Below are 21,446 nucleotides of genomic sequence, written 5' to 3' on the forward strand. Positions count from 1 at the left end.
ACCTTGACAATTTCATATAGATAGCAAGAGGGGATACCCGGAAACTCAGCTACGCATAATAACCAGCGGCCAGGATTCGGAGAGAACGTGAAAGGGAAACGGATGAAAGGCACTTTTACAAGGAACGGCCTCTTGCGGCTTAAATGCTTGATCCTTATTAAAACTGTTATTTCCATTTGATGGAGATGACAGCAGATACCATGTGGCGGTGCTTCGCTTCGTGCAGGTGCCGCTATATGCATGTGCTGTTATCTTTTCAGAAATGTACAGGTATCAGTAACAAAAACATCGGGAGGTGGTTCCAATGATTGAATAGTGCAGGTATAGACCTGCTGAAAAGAAAAACGATGATAAGTGAAGAAAGAGAGGATTAAGTCAAAATGAAAATGAAGTTCAAAAGATTCTTATCAGGAGTCATGGCAGTTGCCACATTAGCGTCTGTAATCGTTCAGCCAGTAGCTGTTTCTGCATCGGAATTAGAACCGGAAGAAATACCGTTTGAGCAGCAGTATCCGGAATTAAAAGAGGTACAGGATTCGCTTGATCCAGATGAAATTGTAACAGCAAATGACATTGAACTTGTCTATGGACAGGAATTTGAAGTGGAAGTAGATCTGTCTGGTATTGACGGAGTGGATGAGAGTAAAATAAAAATCATGTTCTATGAAGCAAAAAATGAATCCGGAGCTGATTTCGATACACATACACCGGACACCTACAAGGCAGTATATGCGGTAGAGCCGGTAAGTGGTCATCCATCTTACAGAATCAGCAGAAATATCACTGTAAAAGAACCTGAAACAGAAATGCAGTCAGAGAGTTCTTCTGAAATTACAGTGGACGATGATAGTGGCACTGGAGATACAGAGCAGAGTGATGACGATTCAGAGTCGCACCAGGAAAACACAGTTGATACGGAAACTGAACTTACGGTGCCTGAAGTGCTGGAACAGGCAGAAACAAATGGAATTGATCTGTATGCAATGGATGCAGGAGAAACCGTAACCTTTATGGCTTCTGCAGGAAATGTAAGAAGTTCACAGCAGGTTTCTGTTACAAGGGGAACCATGTATCGTTACGCAGATTATGGATATGGTAGTTACCTTACTTATCAGTATACTGTGAAATTTGGTAATGTATCTGCCACAGCATACTGTGTACAGCCATCTAAGCCGGGACCAGGAAGTGGAACTTATACAATCAATAAGGTGGGAGATGGAAAAGCACTTGCTAAGGTATGTTATTATGGCACAAAAGCTTCTGGAGATGATGGATTTTTCACAGAAGAGAATGGATACGGCAATTTAAGCGCCGGAGCCAGATTTATTCTGGTACACCTTGCAGCATCTTATGCAAATGGTAGTGGGGACGCTTTTTCAGGTGCAAACAGCACTGCACAGAATCTTGCAAAGAAACTTTATAATTATTGCGTTTCTCAACCGGATATTCCATCAGTGGCAATGTCTTTTTCAGATGCAAACGTAAAAGCCTATGTAGAGGGTAACAGTCAGAGAACAAAGGATATAACATTTAAGGCAGATGCATTACAGACAATTACTATGAAACTCCCTGCAGGTGTAAAACTTCATAACCTGTCAACAGGAAAAACAAGCAAAGCTGGAGCAAATGTAGAAATCTGCGGTGGTACGAAGTTTTATCTATCAGCACCACTGACACAGGTAAGTGATGTGGCAGAGAGTTGGTCTACAACAATGAAAGGAAGCATTACTAAAGATTATTCAGCTTATAAGATTTCTACAGGATCTGGAAATCAGGATCTGGCATTGGTGTTTGGTGAAGGCGTGGATGATGAAAAATACGTGGATTTTAAAGTATCCTGGATTGAACTTGCAACTGTAGAAGTTATGAAGAAAGATTCAGCAGCAGATGTAAACCTTGCAGGAGCCGTATTTGGTATTTACAGTGATGCAGATTGCAAAAATCTGATTACTACAATGCCGGAAACAGACAGCAATGGCAAATCTTCTGCAACGATTGTAAAAACACAGGATACGGTATATCTGAAAGAAATCACAGCACCGAAAGGTTATGTGGTAAATACAACCGCTTACAATGTGAAGCTGGTAGCAAGTAAGCCCACGACAACAACGGTACCGGATAAAGAGCAGCTTGGCGAACTGACTGTATATAAAGAAGGACAGGTTCTTGCAGGGGCAGATGTCAGCGAGAATGGTACAGTATTCCAGTATGAAAACAGACGTCAGAAAGGTGCTGTTTATAATGTATATGCAGGAGAAGATATTATCTCTGCCTATGGTGCGAAGATTTACAGCAAAGGCGATCTTGTGAAAGAAAACCTTTCGACAGACGAAAACGGTGCTTGTATCCTGAAAAATCTGCATCTTGGAACTTATGTTGTCAAAGAAATGCAGGCACCGGAGAACTTTTATAATGCTGGAGAGGAAAAGACAGTTACACTTTCCTATGCTGGACAGAATGTGGAAGTAGTCTTTTCTGATGTGACATTCACAAATGACAGACAGAAGGCAGATGTGAGTGTTGTAAAGAAAGACAAGGATACCGAAAATCCGTTATCTGGAGGTGTGTTTGCTCTGTATGCTGGCAGTGATATTGCCAACGCAGACGGAAATGTAGTAGTGAAGAAAGGCACATTGATTGAAAAATTAACGACAGGAGCAGATGGAAAAGCGGCATTTAACGCAGATCTTCCGATTGGATTTTCTTATGTAGTCAAAGAGGAACAGGCACCACAGGGATATTTGAGAAATTCTAAAGATGTTTATACATTTAAGTTCTCATATACCAGTGACAGTGAGCCGAAAGTTTCATTCACTCATACATTTGTAAATGAGAGAGTCAAAGCAAAGATTTCTCTGGAAAAGAGAGATGCGGAAACAAAACAGGCGGTTGCACAGGGAGATGCGACACTGGAAAAAGCAGTTTATGGACTGTACGCTCGTAATGATATTGTTCATCCGGACGGTATTACCGGTGTGATCTATAAAGCCGGGGAGCAGGTTGCTACTCTTACAACAGATAAGAATGGACAGGCTTCTGTAGATGGCTTGTATCTTGGAGATTACTATGTGAAAGAGATTAGTCCGTCAGTGGGTTATCTGGCAGACGAAACAGAACATGATCTGGTCTGCAATTATGAAGGCGATCTGGTAGCAGAGGTTAAACGTGACTGCACTTCACTGGAGCAGGTAATGAAACAGCCGTTCCAGATCATCAAAGCAGCCAATAATGGAAAAACAGATGCTGATCTGCTGAAAGGTGCCGAATTTACGGCATATCTGGAATCTTCCCTGACAAAGAAAGCAGACGGAAACTATGAGTTTGCTTCTGCAACACCAGTTGTGATCGGGGAAAATGGTGCAACAGAAATGTTCACAGACGAAAAGGGTTATGCTTGCAGTATCGCACTTCCATATGGAACTTATATTGTGCGTGAAACTACAACTCCTCACAATTATACTCCGGTAGATGATTTTACAGTGCGTATCACAGAGAATAATCCGAACCAGCCACAGACGTGGAGAGTACTTCTGGATGATGAGTTTGAAGCGAAGCTGAAAATCATCAAACAGGATGATGAAACTAAGAAACCAGTATTACAGAAAAATACAGAGTTTAAGATTTATGACCTGGATCATAAGAAGTATGTGGAGCAGGTTACAACCTATCCGACAACGGTTAAGCACAAATCTTATTTTACAGATGAGCAGGGATATTTGATTCTTCCGCAGAATCTGAAAATCGGAAATTACCGTATTGAGGAAGTGAATGCCCCGTTCGGTTACACATTGAATAAAAATTATTATGAGGTAACAGTGGATTCTAATACTGCATATCAGATGGATGGAACTTCCGGGGATGTGATCATTGAAGCAATTTATGAGAACCATCCAGTTAAGGGAGAACTGACTATCGTGAAAAAGGGCGAAGTTCTGGACGGATTCAAGGATGATTTTACATATCAGACAGAAAATCTGGAAGGAGCAGAGTTTGCCATTTATGCTGCGGAGGATATTTATACCGCTGATTTCCAGAAAGATGACAATGGAAACCGTGTTCTGGAATATGCAGCCGGAACACTTGTAAAAACTGTTACAACCGATAAAGAGGGAAAAGCGCTCCTGAAGAATCTTCCACTTGGAAGTTATAAAATTGTGGAAACGTCTGCGCCAACAGGATTTGTTTTAAACAGCGAAGCACAGACAGTCACTTTTACTTACAAAGATCAGGAAACACCTGTCATTGAGCAGACAGCTACTTTTGAGAATGAACGCCAGAAGGTAGAAATTTCGGTGGAAAAACAGGATGCTGATACAGAAAAAGCAGTTGCAGGGGCAGAATTTGGACTTTATGCGAAGAATGATATGGAAGCTCATGGAACTGTGATTGTGAAAGCAGACACACTTCTTGGAAAAGCTGTTTCCGGAGAAGATGGAAAAGCTGTATTTACACAGGATCTGCCATTTGGAGAGTATTATATCAAAGAACTGGCAGCGCCGAATGGCTATGTATCTTCAGATGAAGTTCTGGAAGTAAAAGCAGAGTACCAGGGACAGGATGTTAAGGTCGTGCAGTTATCGTCTGTATTTAAGAATCAGCCTACAAAAGTTGTGGTTTCCAAGTCTGATCTGACTACTGGCGTGGAATTATCTGGTGCTACTCTTACGGTACTGGACAAAGATGGCAATGTAGTTGATACATGGAAGTCTGTAAAAGGTGAGCAGCATATGATTGAACGGCTTACTGTAGGGGAAACCTATACTCTCAGGGAAGAAATGGCTCCTTATGGATACCTCAAGGCAGAAGAAATCACATTTACGATTGAAGATACCGGGGAAATCCAGAAAGTGGAAATGAAAGATGATGTGCCGGCAGGAACGATCATCATCAATAAAAATGGAGAGTTTCTGGATAAAGTAACGGCATTGGATTCTGTTGGAGGATGGATCAGCCATTTATTCCAGTATGTAACAGGCAGTCTGAAAGATGTTACCTTTGAAGTATTTGCTTTAGAGGACGTGAAATCTGCTGACGGAGAAAGTGAAGATTATTATAAAAAAGACGAACTGGTAGCAACCATTACAACGGATGATACCGGCATTGCAAAGTTATCAGGACTTCCTCTTGGCAAATATTATGTCAAAGAAAAAGCTACAGTGGATGGTTTTGTACTGGATAATGAGGCAAGAGAGATTGATCTGACATATCGTGACCAGGATACTGCAGAAGTCACTTACTCTGCTGACTGGCAGAACAACCGCCAGAAAGCGGAAGTGGAAGTTGTGAAAAAAGAGAAAGATTCTGATCGTGTACTGGAAGGTGCAGTATTTGCCCTTTGTGCTAAGAATGATATTACAGGAGCAGACGGAAAAGTTATTCTGGAAGCGGATACTGTGATTGAAGAACTGGCAACGGATAAAGACGGCAAACTGACTTTTACAGCAGATTTACCGATTGGTTTTGAGTATTATATCAAGGAAACTTCCCCGGCACCTGGATTTGCAACGACGGATGAAACACAGGAGTTTACATTTGAGTACGAAGGTGCAGAAAAGGAAAAAGTATCATACTCCTTTACTTTTGAGGATGAACCGACAGTAATCGAGATTACCAAGACTTCCCTGACAGACGGAAAAGAGCTGGAAGGTGCCAAGTTACAGGTAACGGATGAAAGCGGTAAGGTTGTAGATTCCTGGACTTCCGGCAAAGAAGCTCATATCATCAAAGAACTGGTAGTCGGACAGAAGTATACCCTGACAGAAACAAAACCGGCAGACGGTTTTGTGACAGCGGAAAGCATTACATTTACCGTTAAAGATAACGCAGAAACACAGAAAATCGAGATGAAAGACGATGTGACCAAGGTGGAAATCTCCAAGACGGATATTTCTGGTAAAGAACTGCCGGGCGCAAAACTGACAATTCTCGACAAAGACGGTAAAACGGTAGAGAGCTGGACTTCTGAGGAAAAACCGCATTACATTGAAATGCTTCCGATCGGGGAGTATACACTTCGGGAAGAGTCTGCCCCTGAGGGCTATCTGGTAGCTGAGGACGTGAAGTTCACAGTGGAAGATACCGGAGAGATTCAGAAAGTTGTGATGAAAGATGAGGTAAAACCGGAAGAAACATCAACACCGGAAACACCATCTACACAGGTAACAGATACACCGAAAACCGGAGATGATACACATATGCTGCTTTGGATTCTGCTTGCAGTAGCAGGTATGGCAGGTGTAGTGTCAGCGGTATGGGTGGCAAGAAAGAAGAAATAAAAATCAGTTAGTTAAGAGGGCATTTATGGACGAAAAAGATTCATAAATGCTCTCTTTCTGGTTAATACTAGGAAAAATGAAGGGAGAATGTATTATGAAACAGGTATTAATTATAGCGGTTGTAGCAATTATTGCAGCAGTTAATTTTGTGATGTATTGCTGTCTGAGAGTAGCATCACAGGAAGATCAGATGTTGGAAAAACTGAGCAGGAGAAAGGAGTCAGAAAGCGATGGCGATTAGATATGCAGAGGACAAGCCGAAATCCTGTGAATATTGTTATTTCTGGAATGAAAAGAAAAAGGAATGCAGGCAGATGAGATGCTTTTATCAGCTTCCTGAAAAGCCACCTGATCCAGATCCGGCACACAGGTTTTGGGTTCCATGCAAAGGCTGTCCGTATGGAAGAAATCCCTGTATTGGCTATTGCATGGCTAAAATTCTAAAAGAGCAGAGGAAAAAACAATCTGGATAAGGATACATACATATTCCCGTATCACTACGGGGAGGAAGCAGAACAGTATACGTTCTATCGGATTCCCAAGATTCTCTTTACCAGTCCGGTATTTGGAAAACTGACCTGTGAAGCTAAGTTGTTGTATGGTCTATTGCTAGACCGGATGCAGTTATCTGTGAAGAATCGCTGGATGGATTCGGAGGGAAAAGTGTATATATATTTTTCGCAGGAGCAGATAGCAGGGCTTATGGGATGTGGAGTAAAAAAAGTCCGGTGCTTGTTAAAGGAACTGGATGACCGGAAAGGAATCGGATTGATTACGAGAGTCAGACAGGGATTGGGAAATCCCGATAGAATCTATGTAAAAAAATGCGTATCACCAGAACGGTTCAAAGAGAACTTCCAGACAGGTCAAAATGACTTCTCAGGAAAGGTACAAATGACCGATGCAGACAGGTGTAAACTGCCAGGTAATGATATAGAGGATAGTAATACTGAGAATAACGATACAGAGTATCTTTCTTTCTATTCAGATGCCAGTGAAGTGAAAAGGAAAGAAGCTGAAAGGAATGCTTATCAGCAGATTATCCTTGAACACATTGGATATGACTATATCGTAGATGATTTCAACCGGCATATGTTGGATGAGATTGTGGGGTTAATGGTAGATGTGGTGTGTTCGGAACAGGAGTTTATACGGATTGGAGGGGACAGAAAACCTTTATCCGTAGTAAAAAGCCAGTTTTTAAAACTGGATGCAGAGCATATTCGGTTCGTATTGCATTGCATGAAAGAAAATACCAGTAAAGTAGTAAATATGCGTCAGTATTTGTTGGCAGTATTATATAATGCACCGCTGACCATCAGCAATTATTACTCATCTTTGGTGCAGCATGATATGTACGAAGGGAATATATGAATTTTAGATTTTCAGGAAGGGAGTGATTCTATTGCAGGAAGAAGTAAATGAGAAAACCGTATCGTTATGTATCACTGGTGGAAAAGTGACAGTCCGTTTATTGAAACAGGCAATGATGCGTTTTTTGGCGGCAGTGGAGAAAGAAAAAGCAGAGAAAGCAAGAAAACAGCAGACAAAGGCACCTCCGGATAAAGAATATCATGGAAAGCAGAGTTTAAAGAAGCTGACACAGCAGAATATTCAACTTTCCAACATTGAGATTACAGATAATAACATTAAGGCTTTTGAAAAGGTTGCAAAAAAATATGGTATTGATTTCAGCCTAAAACGTGATAAGTCTGTAGATCCACCAAGATATTTTGTTTTCTTTAAGGCAAGAGATGTGGAGGTGATGACAGCAGCATTTCGGGAGTTTACCGGAAAGACACTGAATAAAACCAAGAAACCATCTGTTCGTAAGAAATTACAGCAGGCAATCACAGCCCGTAACCAGGACAAACAGAGAGAACGGGAGAAATCAAAAGAGAAGCAGAAGGAGCCAACATTATGAGTGGGATAAAAAATATAAAGAAAAAACTGAAAGGTTTTCAGGTGCGTCCCCCGAATGTGGAAGTAATAAAAAAGGTTATGCTACATATACCGTATGTGGTTGTGTTTTATGTGGTAAATAAATGTACCTGGCTTTATCAGTATTGCAGGGGCAGTACAGTAGTAGACAGGCTGATGGTTCTTCTTATGAATTATCCATTAGCTTTTAAGAAGCTGTTGCCAAGCATGAAGCTGAAAAGTCTGGTTGCGGGAACAATCGCAGCAGTTGGCATATGGGCAGTGGTATATTTCAAGGGAAAGAATGGAAAGAAGTTTCGCCAGGGGGAGGAATATGGTTCTGCCAGATGGGGAAATGAAAAGGATATAGCACCTTTTATTGATCCGGTCTTTGAGAATAATATTCTGCTGACACAAACGGAACGTCTGACCATGAACAGCAGACCAAAGAAACCGAAGTATGCCAGAAACAAGAATGTCATAGTGATCGGAGGTTCTGGTAGTGGAAAGACTCGATTTTATGTGAAACCGCAGCTTATGCAGATGCCGGATAATGTGAGTTTTGTGGTAACTGATCCAAAGGGGACTATCATCGTGGAATGTGGTAAAATGTTAGCACGAGGGACACCGAAGAAAGATAAAAATGGGAAGATTTTACGTGATAAAAATGGCAGAGTGGTAATGGCTCCTTATAAAATCAAGGTGCTGAATACCATCAATTTTGCCAAGAGTATGCACTATAACCCATTTCATTACATCCGTTCAGAAAAAGATATTCTGAAACTGGTAAATACAATCATGGTAAATACCAAGGGCGAGGGAGAAAAATCTTCCGAGGATTTCTGGACGAAAGCAGAACGTCTGCTGTATTGTGCTTTGATTGGTTATATCTATTATGAAGCACCAGAAGAAGAACAGAATTTCTCAACCCTGCTGGAATTTATCAATGCCAGTGAAACCAGGGAAGAAGATGAAGAGTTTAAAAATGCTGTGGATCTGTTATTTGAGGAGTTGGAAAGGGACGAGCCGAACCACTTTGCAGTAAGGCAGTATAAAAAATACAAACTGGCTGCAGGAAAAACGGCGAAGTCGATTTTGATCAGCTGTGGTGCCAGACTTGCTCCGTTTGATATTGCGGAACTTAGGGAACTGACTTCTTATGATGAAATGGAACTGGATATGATTGGAGATCAGAGAACTGCACTGTTTATTGTAATTTCGGATACAGACGATACTTTTAACTTTGTGGTTGCTATGATGTACAGTCAGCTTTTCAATCTGTTATGCGACAGAGCCGATGATGTTCATCATGGAAGACTGCCTTATCATGTGAGAATCCTTTGTGACGAGTTCGCAAATATCGGTCAGATTCCGAAGTTCGACAAGCTGATTGCAACGATCCGAAGCAGGGAAATTTCTGCTTCCATTATACTCCAGTCCCAGTCGCAGCTCAAGACAATTTACAAGGATGCAGCCGAAACCATTACGGGAAATTGTGACACAATGTTGTTCCTGGGAGGTAAGGAAAGTACCACTCTGAAAGAAATTTCAGAAACACTGGGTAAGGAAACCATTGACTTATATAACACTTCTGATACAAGAGGACAGAGCAGATCTTACGGTTTGAACTATCAGAAAACAGGAAAAGAATTGATGAGTCGGGATGAACTGGCAGTCATGGACGGTAACAAGTGTATTTTACAGCTTCGTGGTGTCCGTCCGTTTTACAGTGATAAATTTGACATTACAAAACATAAACGGTATAAGCAGTTATCCGATTATGATAAAAAGAATGAGTTCCATGTGGAAGAATACATGAAACATCAGATGGAAGTCCGGTTAGATCCGGAAGAACAGTTCGACCTTTATATGTATGAAGGCAGTGAACTGGAAGAACAATCAAATAATGAAAATGAAGGCACAGGGCATGTAACGTAAAACATACATAGCTCTTTTTTTATGCCCTTTTGGGAGGTAGCGATATGCACAAGCATGAAAGACCGCCCATCAGGGCGGAACCCTCCGAGTAGTAACCAGTAAAAAATCACAATGAAAAACAGGAGTTACGAAAGGAGAACATAGATTATGGCGTTTTTTACATCAGCAATTAATATTTTACAGACACTCGTTGTCGCAATCGGAGCAGGACTTGCAGTTTGGGGAGTTATCAATCTTCTGGAAGGTTATGGTAATGATAATCCGGGTGCGAAGTCACAGGGAATCAAGCAGCTTATGGCAGGTGGAGGTGTCGTTTTAATCGGTACACAGCTTGTACCATTACTGGCGAATTTATTTTAGCCGTGGCAGTAAGAAAGGAGAACACGCATGGATAAGATTTTTGAGTCCATAGAAGAATGGATGCGTAACCTCCTTACAGGCATGGTCAGCTCAAACCTGACGAACATGTTTACCGATGTAAATGAAAAAACCGGTGATATTGCAAGTCAGGTTGGGCAAACGCCCCAGGGATGGAATGGCAGTATATTTAGTCTGATTCAGAATCTGTCAGATTCTGTGATCGTGCCGATTGCCGGGATGATTATAACCTTTGTGCTGTGTTATGAGCTGATTTCCATGCTCACAGAGAAGAACAACATGCATGACATTGATACGTGGATGTTCTTCAAATATTTTTTTAAAATGTGGGTTGCAGTCTGGTTCGTAAGTAATGCATTCACAATTACTATGGCAATTTTTGATGTGGGACAGAATGTAGTGAACCGGGCATCAGGAGTGATCAATCATCAGACAGCAATTAATATTGATTCGGTGGTCACTTCAATGGAAACGGCAATGGAATCAATGGAAGTAGGGGAACTGGTCATACTGGCACTGGAAACACTTCTGGCAAGCCTGTGTTTAAAGGTTATTTCCGTTTTTATAACGGTCATTCTTTATGGACGTATGATTGAGATTTACTTGTATTCGTCAATCGGTGCAATTCCGTTTGCAACAATGAGCAATCGGGAATGGGGACAGATTGGCAGCAATTACTTAAGAGGATTGTTCGCATTGGCATTCCAGGGATTTTTTATCATGGTGTGTGTGGGCATTTATTCCGTACTGGTTGCTAATATACAGGTATCAGATAACGTGCATACAGCATTGCTCAGTGTAATGGCTTATACGGTTGTACTTTGCTTCAGCCTTATGAAAACAGCCAATTTCTCAAAGAGTGTGTTTAACACACATTAAATATAAAAAAGGAGATGATAGAAAATGGCTTTTGTATCAGTACCCAAAGATCTGACGAAAGTTAAAAATAAGATTATTCTGAACCTCACAAAACGTCAGCTTATCTGTCTTGGCATTGCAGCGGCAGTAGGGCTTCCATTTTATTTCCTGGCAAGAGGATTGATTGGTTCAAGTAATGCGGCAACCGGAATGTGTTTGTTGATGCTTCCGGCTTTTTTGTTTGCCATGTATGAGAAAGACGGACTTCCTTTAGAAAAAGTCCTGAAAAATATGATTACAGTAAAATTTATCCGTCCTCCGTTGCGAAAGTATGAGGTGGAAAATATGTATGAGAAAAGAAAAATTATAACAAAATCGAAGGGAGGTACAGTTCGTGGAAAGAAGAGAAAATGATAAATTGCTGCCAGAACATGCCAAAGATGCTTCTTATCCAGAGGACTGGTGGTTAGATGAAGCAGATTCTGCTGATGGTTTACCAGTGTTTGCCATGGATGAAGCAGAAGATTTTGTCAAGGACAGACAGCGTTTGAAGGGAGTACCTATGGTTACAGGGTATGAAGCACTGGAGCGACATCGGGGTATCCGCAGACCAAGACGTAAATTAAGCAGACGAGAGCAGCGAGCCTGGGAAAAAGCACAGAAGTATGAAGCAAAACTTCATAAGGCACACGAAAAAGAAGATAAAAAACGTGCAAAGCAGGAGGCAAAGCTGGCAGCTCGTGAAGAAAAAGCAGCAAAGAAACAGGCGAAAAAAGAGAATAAATATAAAAAGAAGACGAAACCAGCAGTGTCATCTTCTGTAAAATCCAATGGTAAAAAGGGAGCTGTAAAAAAAGTAAACAGGAATACGAGTGGTGGAAATAAAGAAAAGAAGATTACCGCACAACAGTCTATTCCATACAGAGAAATGGGAAAAGACGGTATCTGTCGTGTGGAAGATGGTTATTATTCCAAGACCATCCGTTTTTATGATATTAACTATCAGTTGGCACAGAACGAAGATAAAAATGCGATTTTTGAAAACTGGTGTGATTTCCTGAACTATTTTGACAGTACGATTCATTTCCAGTTGTCCTTTATCAATCATCACAGCAATATGGCAGAATATGAAGATGTGATTCGCATTAAGAAGCAGAATGACAGTTTTGATGATCTGCGTATGGAGTTTGCTCAGATGCTCAGAAACCAGTTGGCAAAGGGAAATAATGGTCTTGTCAGAACAAAGTATCTTACATTTGGAATCGAAGCAGACAATATCCGGGAAGCAAAACCGAAACTGGAGCGTATCGAAACGGATATTCTCAATAACTTTAAGGTATTAGGGGTGTCTGCTTATCCGTTGAATGGCGTGGAGCGTTTGCAGATTATGTATGAAACGTTCAACCAGGACAATAAAGTTCCGTTCCGGTTCAGCTATGACGATGTGCTGCGTACCGGACTGAATACCAAGGACTATATCGCACCATCCAGTTTTGTGTTTAAGAACGGAAAAGATTTTCAGATGGGAGATACTATCGGGGCAGTATCCTACCTGCAGATTTTGGCACCGGAGCTGACTGATAAAATGCTTGCGGAATTTCTGGAAATGGACTGCAATCTGCTTGTGAATCTTCACATCCAGTCCATCGACCAGATGAAAGCGATTAAGTTGGTAAAAGCAAAGGTTACAGATATTAACAGGATGAAAATTGAGGAGCAGAAAAAAGCAGTTCGTTCCGGATATGATATGGATATTATCCCGTCTGATTTGAATACTTACGGAGGGGAAGCAAAGAGGCTTCTGGAAGATTTGCAATCCAGGAATGAGAGAATGTTTCTTGTGACGGTGGTGTTTTTAAATACTGCAAAAAATAAACAGGAACTGGAAAATGTGGTATTTCAGACCGCAGGTATTGCACAGAAATATAATTGTGCATTAAAGAGGCTTGATTATCAGCAGGAACCGGGACTTATGAGCAGTCTGCCACTTGGAAAAAACTGGATTCCTATTAAAAGAGCATTAACGACAACTTCAACAGCGATTTTTGTTCCGTTCACGACACAGGAATTATTTATGGGTGGAGAATCCATTTACTACGGTCTGAATGCCTTGTCTAACAACCTGATTATGGCTGACAGGAAGAAACTGAAAAACCCGAATGGCTTGATCGTGGGTACTCCGGGAGCTGGTAAGTCCTTTGCGGCAAAACGTGAAATTACCAATGTTTTTATCGTGACAAAGGACGATATTATTATCTGTGATCCAGAAGGCGAGTATTTTCCCATAGTCCGGGCATTCAATGGACAGGTTGTTCGTATTTCGCCAACTAGTCATGATTATATCAATCCGATGGATATTAACACCAATTATGCGGATGATGACGATCCGTTATCTCTGAAATCAGATTTTATTCTTTCACTTTGTGAACTGGTAGTAGGTGGGAAGAATGGCTTGGAGCCAGTAGAAAAGACGATTATTGACCGTTGTGTCCGCTTGGTATATCAGGACTATCTTGCAGATCCGGTTCCAGAGAAGATGCCGATACTGGAGGATTTATACAATCTGCTTCGCAAGCAGGAAGAACCAGAGGCACAGCGTCTGGCAACGGCACTGGAAATCTATGTTAATGGTTCTCTTAAAGTATTCAACCATCGCACGAATGTTGAGTTGAATAACCGTCTGGTATGTTTCGACATTAAAGACCTTGGTAAGCAACTTAAAAAACTTGGTATGCTGATTGTTCAGGATCAGGTCTGGAACAGGGTAACAGTCAATCGTGCTGCACATAAATCTACCAGATATTACATTGATGAGTTTCACTTGCTGCTGAAAGAAGAACAGACAGCAGCATATAGCGTGGAAATCTGGAAGAGGTTCCGTAAGTGGGGCGGTATTCCGACTGGTATCACACAGAATGTAAAAGACCTGCTTGCTTCAAGAGAAATCGAGAACATCTTTGAAAACTCTGATTTTATTCTGATGCTTAACCAGGCATCCGGGGACAGACAGATTCTTGCCAAACAGCTTAACATCTCTCCGCATCAGCTTTCCTATGTGACAAACAGTGGAGCAGGAGAAGGCTTGATTTTTTATGGAAATACAATTATTCCGTTTAAGGACAGATTTGATAATTCTCTTATGCTGTATGCGTTAATGTCATCGAAACCGGAAGATGTGGAAAAACGTGAAAAACTTGGCATCAAAGACAGGGACGATTAACAGGAGGAGTGGCAGAGTGAGGCGGTTTATAGCAGGAATATTGATGATTGTTTCGATTATTTTGCTTACTATCAGTATTTACTTTCTGATGGGAATGTTCATACAGGAAAGACAGGACAATCAGTTACAGCAAGAGTTGCAGGAACTTATGCAGGAGAAAGAGGACGAGCCGGGAGAAAATTCTTCCGGCGATTCTTTTATAGAAGTAGATGCTGGAATACTGGCATTGCATGAGGAAAATCCAGATTGTATTGGGTGGCTTACGATTGAGGGAACAAAGATAGACTACCCAGTTATGTACAGGCCCGGAGATAAGAATTATTATCTGCATCGGGATTTTAATGGGGACTACTCAGCAAATGGCTGTCTGTTTCTTGCTGAGGAATGTGTGCCGGGAGATTCAGACAACCTGATTATCTATGGGCATCATATGAACAGTGGGAAGATGTTTGCTGATCTTGAAAAATATAAAGACAAGGGATTTTATGAGGAGCATCCAACAATCCTGTTCCGTACCATATGGGGAAATGAACAGTATCAGATATTATCAGCATTTACAACACCGGTTTATACCGGAAATGACTTTAACTATTACAGTTTTATAAAAGCACAGAAAGGGGCAGATTATGAGTACTTTATTAGAGAAATTAAGCGAAAAGCAATCTATGAAACCGGAATCACAGCAGAATATGGGGACAAGCTGCTTACATTGTCCACATGCGAATATTCACAGCGGAATGGGCGTATGGTCGTGGTTGCAAAAAAAATTCAGCAAAATGAAAGCCGAGAAAGAACCGGAAGAATTTGAATTTGGCTGCGAAGATCTGACGAAGGACTGGTTTGATGAGATAAGTGATATGGAAGAACCGGAAGAGAAAATTAAGTGCGATGGAAATGATTTTTTTGATAATGAGCAGGACAGTGTAGAGCCGGATTCTAAACCAGATAAAGCAAGAACAGGAGGTATCTGGGACTGGGACAGCGAAGACTACTGGGCTTATGGGGAATCTGAAAGATCACTTTTAGAAATGGCGCATAAGGATATGCTTTGTATTGCTGGTCTGTTAGAAGTAATGGATTCATTGGCTCTGCTTGCAGATACGCAGGGGCGAGAGTTACAGAGTGGTCTTTCTGATGTTTCAGTGAAATTAAAGGATAAGGCGATTGCCATTGAAAACAGATGGAACACGTTTCTGAACAAAAATTATGAAATCAGGAGATGATGACCATGCAGGAGCATGAATATAAAGCAAGGGATAAAACTGTCCAGAAGATGAGCCGGGATGGACTTCGGGAAGAAAATCTTCGCAGTAAAAAGGAGAAGCGAATTACCAGACGCGAGGCAGATGAGAAGAAAACAGCCGGACACAGGGAACAGGAGCTGGATTTTGGAAAGGCAAGAAAAGCTCATACTGCAGAAGAACCAGTAGAGGAAGGAACAGAGGGAAAACACAGGTTACAGTCAAGACACGCTTTTCTGGAACAGGAAAAAATTGCGGAAGCGGATGAAATGGAAAACTCAGAAATGAGTGAGGATAAGGCAGACGGGGAGAAATCTCCGTCTGTTTCACGTTCCAGACTTCGTAAAGAAAGTATCCGGGGACATCCGGGACAGGATGCTGAACGTGATTCTGAAACACCGGAACCAGACAGGCAGAGCCGAAAGAAAAAGATGGTCACAGCCTATGCAGCAAAAGAGCAGAAACGCTACCATGAAAAGTCAGAAGTTGATGAAAAATCAATGGAAGATTTTCGGGAAGAGATCAAAGGCAAGACGAAAAGGGAACAGACGCTAAAAGAACAGAAGAAATCAAAATCCCGTCTTTCCTTTGAAGATGAAGGCAAAGGTATGATTCCAGGCAGTGGAATGGCAAGAAAGGGTGCAACCGTTGTTTCTGAAACGGCATCTGCCTATGGTCAGAAAAAGATTAGAGAGGATACCGACGATAATGCGGCTCTTGATGCAGCAGAGCAAATGGAACTTGCGGGAGAAAGTCTTGCAAGAAAGTCAATTTACGTCCGGGAACGGTTAAAAGAGAACCGGAAGAGAAATAACCGGTTAAGGGAATCTGTGCTGGAAGAAATGGAAAAATCCCGCTTGCAGTTTGGAACTAGTGCTTCCAATGAGGCAAAAAAGGCGGTTCAGAAAGAAGCAGAGCAGAAAAAACAGTCTGCCTTAAAGAAATTACTGCAGAAAAAGCGTTACCAGAAACAGTATCAGGCTGCGAAACAGGGAAAGGCTGCGAAAGATGCAGTGTTTGTAAATGCACAGCGATTTACGGAGAAAGCCAAGGCAGCAGTCAAGGAGATTGTGGCGCAGAACCGGAATATCCTTCTGACGATAGGAGTTATGGTTCTGCTTTTTGCATTGATGGCAACGAGTCTGTCAAGTTGCGCTGCATTATTCCAGGGAGGTTCCAATGCCATTATTTCTACCAGTTATTCCAGTGAGGATGAAGATATTTATGCTGCGGAAAATGCTTATGTAGCATTGGAAAATGCACTGAATGAGCAGATCAATCAGATGAAGGCAAACCATTCCGACTATGATGAGTTCCAGTTCCAGATTGATGAGATTGGACACAACCCGTATCAACTTATTTCTTACTTGACAGTCAAGTATGGCGGTTTTACCTATGCAGAGGTTGCAGATGAGATCCAGGAGATTTTTAAGGAACAGTATGGGTTGTATACGGACTCGACACGAGAAACTGTAACAGAAAAGAAAAAGGTCAGGGTTGGGGAATCACTGGGACAGGTGGTAACCAGCGGATATTGTAACTGTTCAATCTGTTGCGGGCAGTGGAGTGGTGGTCCGACTGCAAGTGGCGCATATCCACAGGCTAATCATACGATTGCAGTAGATGCTTCCAATCCATTTGTGCCTATGGGAACCCATGTCATTATGAATGGAGTGGAATATGTAGTAGAAGATACGGGAGCATTTGCAAAATATGGTGTTCAGTTTGATGTATATTATGGTGATCATGCTTCTGCATCAGCACATGGGCATCAGACCTGGGAAGCGTACATAGCAGACAGCAACGGAAGTCAGGAAGTAGAAGTAACAACGACAAGAGAAGTGAACCGTTTGGATGTAACACTCACGAACCATAATCTGGATGCAGTTTTAAGAAACCGTATGACAGATAAGGAACAGGAGCAGTATGACGCTTACAACAAATACTATGGAAATCGTGATTATCTGTTTGACCTTAACTCAATTCCGACAGGCGGGGCAGGCTTTGGATATGATATTCCGGCAGAAGCACTTTCTGATCCGCAGTTTGCCAAGATGATTCGGGAAGCAGAAAAATATCTGGGTTATCCGTATGTGTGGGGCGGTGCATCTCCATCTACCAGTTTTGATTGTTCCGGTTTCGTATGTTGGGTAATCAATAACTGCGGAAATGGCTGGAATGTAGGAAGAACAACGGCAGATGGGCTTCGGTCTTATTGTTCCTATGTATCTCCATCGGATGCAAAGCCAGGAGATCTGATCTTTTTCCAGGGAACTTATGATACGCCGGGAGCGAGCCATGTTGGAATTTATGTAGGAAATAATATGATGATCCATTGTGGAAACCCGATTCAGTATACGAGCATTGCAAGCTCTTACTGGCAGCAACACTTTATGGCATTTGGAAGGCTTCATTAGAAGGGAGTGATGGAATATGAACATGCGATTAAAAAAGGTTCTGGATGATATTCAGAAAACTGAAGATAAGATTCTGGAATTACAGGAATATGTAAAGAAACTAAAAATCCAGAAAAAGCAGATGGAGGATGCAGAAATCATCAAGGCGATCCGTTCCATGAAAATGGACAGCCGAGAGATGCTGACTTTTCTGGATGGGATTCAGAACGGAACAGTTACCATGCAGTTTGATGAGGAGGGCAATCTCTCTATGGACAGTTCCGAAACAGACGCAAAGAAAGAAGAAAGTCTGGAGAGAAATGTGGCAACCGGACAGGTAGAAGAAAGTGAGGATTTGGAAGATGAAGAATAAGGTAATGAAAAAAATTTTGATGGTCATGCTGTCAGCTACGATGCTGATTGGTTCTGCCAGTGTGACTGCTTTTGCACAGGCAAATGAAAATGCAGAGCAGACCGAAGCAACAGAGCAGGTCATAGAAGAACAGCCTGCAGAGCAGCCTGCCACAGAAGGAACACCGTTTTCTACACCGGGAAACGGACAGCTTGTGGATGATAAGGAGAATGACAATACCAAGCAGTTTCTGACTGTACAGACAAAGAATGGAAATACCTTTTATATGGTCATTGACCGTTCCGGTACTTCTGAAAATGTGTACATGATGTCACTTGTGGATGAAAATGACCTGGCAGAGTTCTTAGATGAAACCAAAGAAACGGAAAAGAAAGAGGAATCTGCGGTTGTTCTTCCAGAAACGACTACAACACCAGAACCGGAAACTACAGCACAGCCGGAAACAGAGGTAAAGCAGGAATCTGGCATTAACAAGATGATTGGATGGATTGCTTTGGGAGCAGTTGCAACGCTGGCATTGGGTGGTCTTGGCGTGTTCGCTTTTGGAAAATTGAGAAAGAAAAAAGAGGACGGCATTGTAGAGGAAGGGCTGGAATTTGCTGATGACAGTTACATCAATGAAGATGAAGAAAATGCAGAGAATCAGCAGAAATAACAAAAAATCATAAGGTATGGAGAAAGGGCAGTTCTTTTGGGACTGCCTTTTTGACAGGAACAGGAGGAAAATATGGCAAAATTTTTAGTGATTGCAGAGAAACCAAGTGTAGCACAGAGCCTTGCAAAGAATTTATCTGCATATCAGAGAGAGGACGGCTATCTGGAGGGGAACAGTTGCATTGTCAGTTGGTGCCTGGGACATCTGGCAGAATATGCACCACCAGAAATTTATGATGAAAAATATGAAAAATGGCAGTTTGAGGATTTACCGATCATCCCGGAAGTATGGAAAGTGCAGGTATCAGAGGATAAAAAGAAGCAGTTTGAAGTATTGTGCAGCTTAATGAATCGGGAAGATGTGGCGTATCTGGTCAATGGCTGTGACGCCGGGCGAGAGGGAGAACTGATTTTTAAAAGAGTTTATGATCTGGCAGGCTGTCAAAAACCAGTGAAGCGTCTGTGGATCAGTTCAATGGAAGATGAAGCAATTCAGAAAGGCTTCCAGACCTTAAAGGACGGGAAAGAATACGCAGGTCTTTGTAATGCTGCGGTGTGCAGAGCGCAGGCAGACTGGCTGATCGGAATGAACGCAACGAGAGCCTATACAACCAGATATTTTAAACGCCTGGTGGTCGGCAGGGTACAGACACCAACGCTTTCCATGCTGACAGAAAGAAAAGAGAAAATCGAGCATTTCAAGAAAGAAGCCTATTATAAGGTTTCTCTGTCAGATGGGAAACTTACAGTAACATCAGAAAATATCCAGTCTGAAGCAGAAGCAGACGAATTAAGAAAACTTTGTGATGGGGAAGAAGCAATGGTTACAAAAGTAAAAAAGGCGCAGAAACGAATTTCACCGCCGAAACTTTATGATCTGACCAGTCTGCAGAGAGAGGCGAACCGTTATTTTGGATACACCGCTCAGAAAACACTGGATATGCTGCAGGAACTGTATGAGGAAAAGATGGTTACATATCCGAGAACGGATAGCCAGTATGTAACGGAAGATATGAAAGAAACGGTAGAAACACTTGTAGATGAAATGACAGATTTTCTCCCATTTTTGAAATCTGAACAATCTGGAGGAAATGCAGAGCGTGTAATCAATAATACAAAAGTATCAGACCACCATGCAATCCTGCTGACAAAAGAGGCAGTAGAAAAAGGTATGGGAGGACTTTCAGATGGAAAGAAAAATCTTATGATGCTGATTGGACAGCAGCTTGTACAGGCAACCGGAGAAGATTACCTTTATGAGCAGACTGAAATTTCTGTACAGTGCAAAGAACATGAATTTGCTACGAAAGGAAAGCTGCCTGTGCAGATGGGATTTAAAGAAGTGGAAGAAGCCTTTCGGAAATATTGTGTGAAGGATAAGAAATCTGATGAACCAGATAATAAGACAGGACTTCCAGAAGTGTATGAGGAGGGAATGATTCTTGTTTCTGTGAAAGCAGAGAAGAGTACCCATTACACTTCCCCACCGAAGATGTTTACCGAAGATACTCTGCTTGCTGCGATGGAAACAGCGGGAAATAAGGAATTTGATTCTGAAACAGAGAAAAAGGGACTTGGGACACCGGCAACCAGAGCTAATATTATTGAGAAACTGGTGTCTTCCGGGTATGCAGAACGTAAAGGAAAACAGATTCTTCCTACGGCGGCAGGCTGTGAGCTGATTCATGTAATGACGGAGAATCTGAAATCTGCAAGCCTGACAGCAGAATGGGAGAATCAGCTTCTGATGATGGAAAAGGGAAAAATTCGGGATGATGAATTTATGGATGGGATTGTATCTATGATTACTGAGATCCTTTCTGTATGCAGGGCGATTCCAGAAGAAGAACGAAGTCGTTTTCAGACTGCAAGGGAAGTAATCGGGAAATGTCCAATATGCGGTTCCGATGTATATGAGGGTAAGAGCAATTATTACTGTTCTGACAGAAGCTGTCCGTTTGCTTTATGGAAGTCAAATAGGTTTCTGGAAAGTATGAAAAAATCAATGGATAAAAAGATGGCTGTGGAGCTTCTGAAAAGGGGACGTACTCATATAAAAGGACTGTATTCCAAGAAAAAAGACAGCAAATTTGATGCTGACCTTGTACTTGGGGTGGAAGATGGAAAAGCCAGATTCAGTCTGGAATTTCCTAAAAAGAAAACAAACAGCAACAAAAAGAAAAAATAAAGAAC

15 protein-coding genes and 1 pseudogene are annotated in these 21,446 nt (G+C 41.7%); all 16 read left to right on the forward strand.

Annotated elements, in window-relative coordinates:
- Positions 1 to 380: 380 nt before the first annotated feature.
- The 16 genes and pseudogenes from WMO65_RS15255 (at position 381) to WMO65_RS15330 (ending at position 21,441) form a co-directional block, all read left to right on the forward strand.
- The gene (locus WMO65_RS15255) at positions 381 to 6,275 is read left to right on the forward strand and encodes a SpaA isopeptide-forming pilin-related protein (RefSeq protein WP_349064405.1); all 5,895 of its coding nucleotides are present in this window, start codon (positions 381 to 383) and stop codon (positions 6,273 to 6,275) included.
- Between the two features lie 94 nt (positions 6,276 to 6,369).
- Positions 6,370 to 6,516, forward strand: a complete 147-nt coding sequence (locus tag WMO65_RS15260) for a hypothetical protein (RefSeq protein WP_172677208.1) — start codon at positions 6,370 to 6,372, stop codon at positions 6,514 to 6,516.
- A 293-nt stretch (positions 6,517 to 6,809) separates the two neighbouring features.
- Positions 6,810 to 7,094, forward strand: a pseudogene (locus WMO65_RS15265) (replication initiator protein A); the annotation flags it as partial.
- A 75-nt stretch (positions 7,095 to 7,169) separates the two neighbouring features.
- On the forward strand, positions 7,170 to 7,649 hold the full coding sequence (locus tag WMO65_RS15270; protein WP_349064407.1) for a DUF6017 domain-containing protein: 480 nt from the start codon (positions 7,170 to 7,172) through the stop codon (positions 7,647 to 7,649).
- Positions 7,650 to 7,680: 31 nt separating this feature from the next.
- On the forward strand, positions 7,681 to 8,199 hold the full coding sequence (locus WMO65_RS15275) for a PcfB family protein (RefSeq protein WP_029730832.1): 519 nt from the start codon (positions 7,681 to 7,683) through the stop codon (positions 8,197 to 8,199).
- Between the two features lie 77 nt (positions 8,200 to 8,276).
- Positions 8,277 to 10,133: a VirD4-like conjugal transfer protein, CD1115 family gene (locus WMO65_RS15280; RefSeq protein ID WP_435380252.1), complete on the forward strand. Its 1,857-nt coding sequence runs from the start codon at positions 8,277 to 8,279 to the stop codon at positions 10,131 to 10,133.
- Positions 10,134 to 10,280: 147 nt separating this feature from the next.
- The gene (locus WMO65_RS15285; RefSeq protein ID WP_005421639.1) at positions 10,281 to 10,493 is read left to right on the forward strand and encodes a Maff2 family mobile element protein; all 213 of its coding nucleotides are present in this window, start codon (positions 10,281 to 10,283) and stop codon (positions 10,491 to 10,493) included.
- A 27-nt stretch (positions 10,494 to 10,520) separates the two neighbouring features.
- Positions 10,521 to 11,390, forward strand: a complete 870-nt coding sequence (locus WMO65_RS15290) for a VirB6/TrbL-like conjugal transfer protein, CD1112 family (protein ID WP_055282538.1) — start codon at positions 10,521 to 10,523, stop codon at positions 11,388 to 11,390.
- 24 nt (positions 11,391 to 11,414) lie between these two features.
- On the forward strand, positions 11,415 to 11,783 hold the full coding sequence (locus WMO65_RS15295; RefSeq protein WP_029730837.1) for a PrgI family protein: 369 nt from the start codon (positions 11,415 to 11,417) through the stop codon (positions 11,781 to 11,783).
- Positions 11,764 to 14,589, forward strand: a complete 2,826-nt coding sequence (locus WMO65_RS15300; RefSeq protein ID WP_055282534.1) for a VirB4-like conjugal transfer ATPase, CD1110 family — start codon at positions 11,764 to 11,766, stop codon at positions 14,587 to 14,589. The genes WMO65_RS15295 and WMO65_RS15300 overlap by 20 nt, the downstream gene beginning before the upstream one ends.
- Positions 14,555 to 15,397 carry a class B sortase gene (srtB, locus tag WMO65_RS15305; protein ID WP_349064413.1) on the forward strand — a complete coding sequence of 281 codons (843 nt, stop codon included), beginning with the start codon at positions 14,555 to 14,557 and terminating at the stop codon, positions 15,395 to 15,397. The genes WMO65_RS15300 and srtB overlap by 35 nt, the downstream gene beginning before the upstream one ends.
- Positions 15,366 to 15,812, forward strand: a complete 447-nt coding sequence (locus WMO65_RS15310) for a hypothetical protein (RefSeq protein WP_349064414.1) — start codon at positions 15,366 to 15,368, stop codon at positions 15,810 to 15,812. The genes srtB and WMO65_RS15310 overlap by 32 nt, the downstream gene beginning before the upstream one ends.
- Positions 15,813 to 15,817: 5 nt before the next feature.
- Positions 15,818 to 18,247: a C40 family peptidase gene (locus tag WMO65_RS15315; RefSeq protein ID WP_177284615.1), complete on the forward strand. Its 2,430-nt coding sequence runs from the start codon at positions 15,818 to 15,820 to the stop codon at positions 18,245 to 18,247.
- Between the two features lie 16 nt (positions 18,248 to 18,263).
- Positions 18,264 to 18,599, forward strand: a complete 336-nt coding sequence (locus WMO65_RS15320) for a DUF4315 family protein (protein ID WP_029730842.1) — start codon at positions 18,264 to 18,266, stop codon at positions 18,597 to 18,599.
- The gene (locus WMO65_RS15325) at positions 18,589 to 19,254 is read left to right on the forward strand and encodes a CD1107 family mobile element protein (RefSeq protein WP_349064416.1); all 666 of its coding nucleotides are present in this window, start codon (positions 18,589 to 18,591) and stop codon (positions 19,252 to 19,254) included. Before WMO65_RS15320 ends, WMO65_RS15325 begins: the two co-directional genes overlap by 11 nt.
- Before the next feature lie 72 nt (positions 19,255 to 19,326).
- A complete protein-coding gene (locus WMO65_RS15330; RefSeq protein WP_349064418.1) occupies positions 19,327 to 21,441 on the forward strand; it encodes a type IA DNA topoisomerase in 2,115 nt (704 codons plus the stop codon).
- Positions 21,442 to 21,446: the final 5 nt, after the last annotated feature.

It is taken from the genome of Blautia caccae (genome assembly GCF_040095955.1).
Classification (GTDB): domain Bacteria; phylum Bacillota; class Clostridia; order Lachnospirales; family Lachnospiraceae; genus Blautia; species Blautia celeris.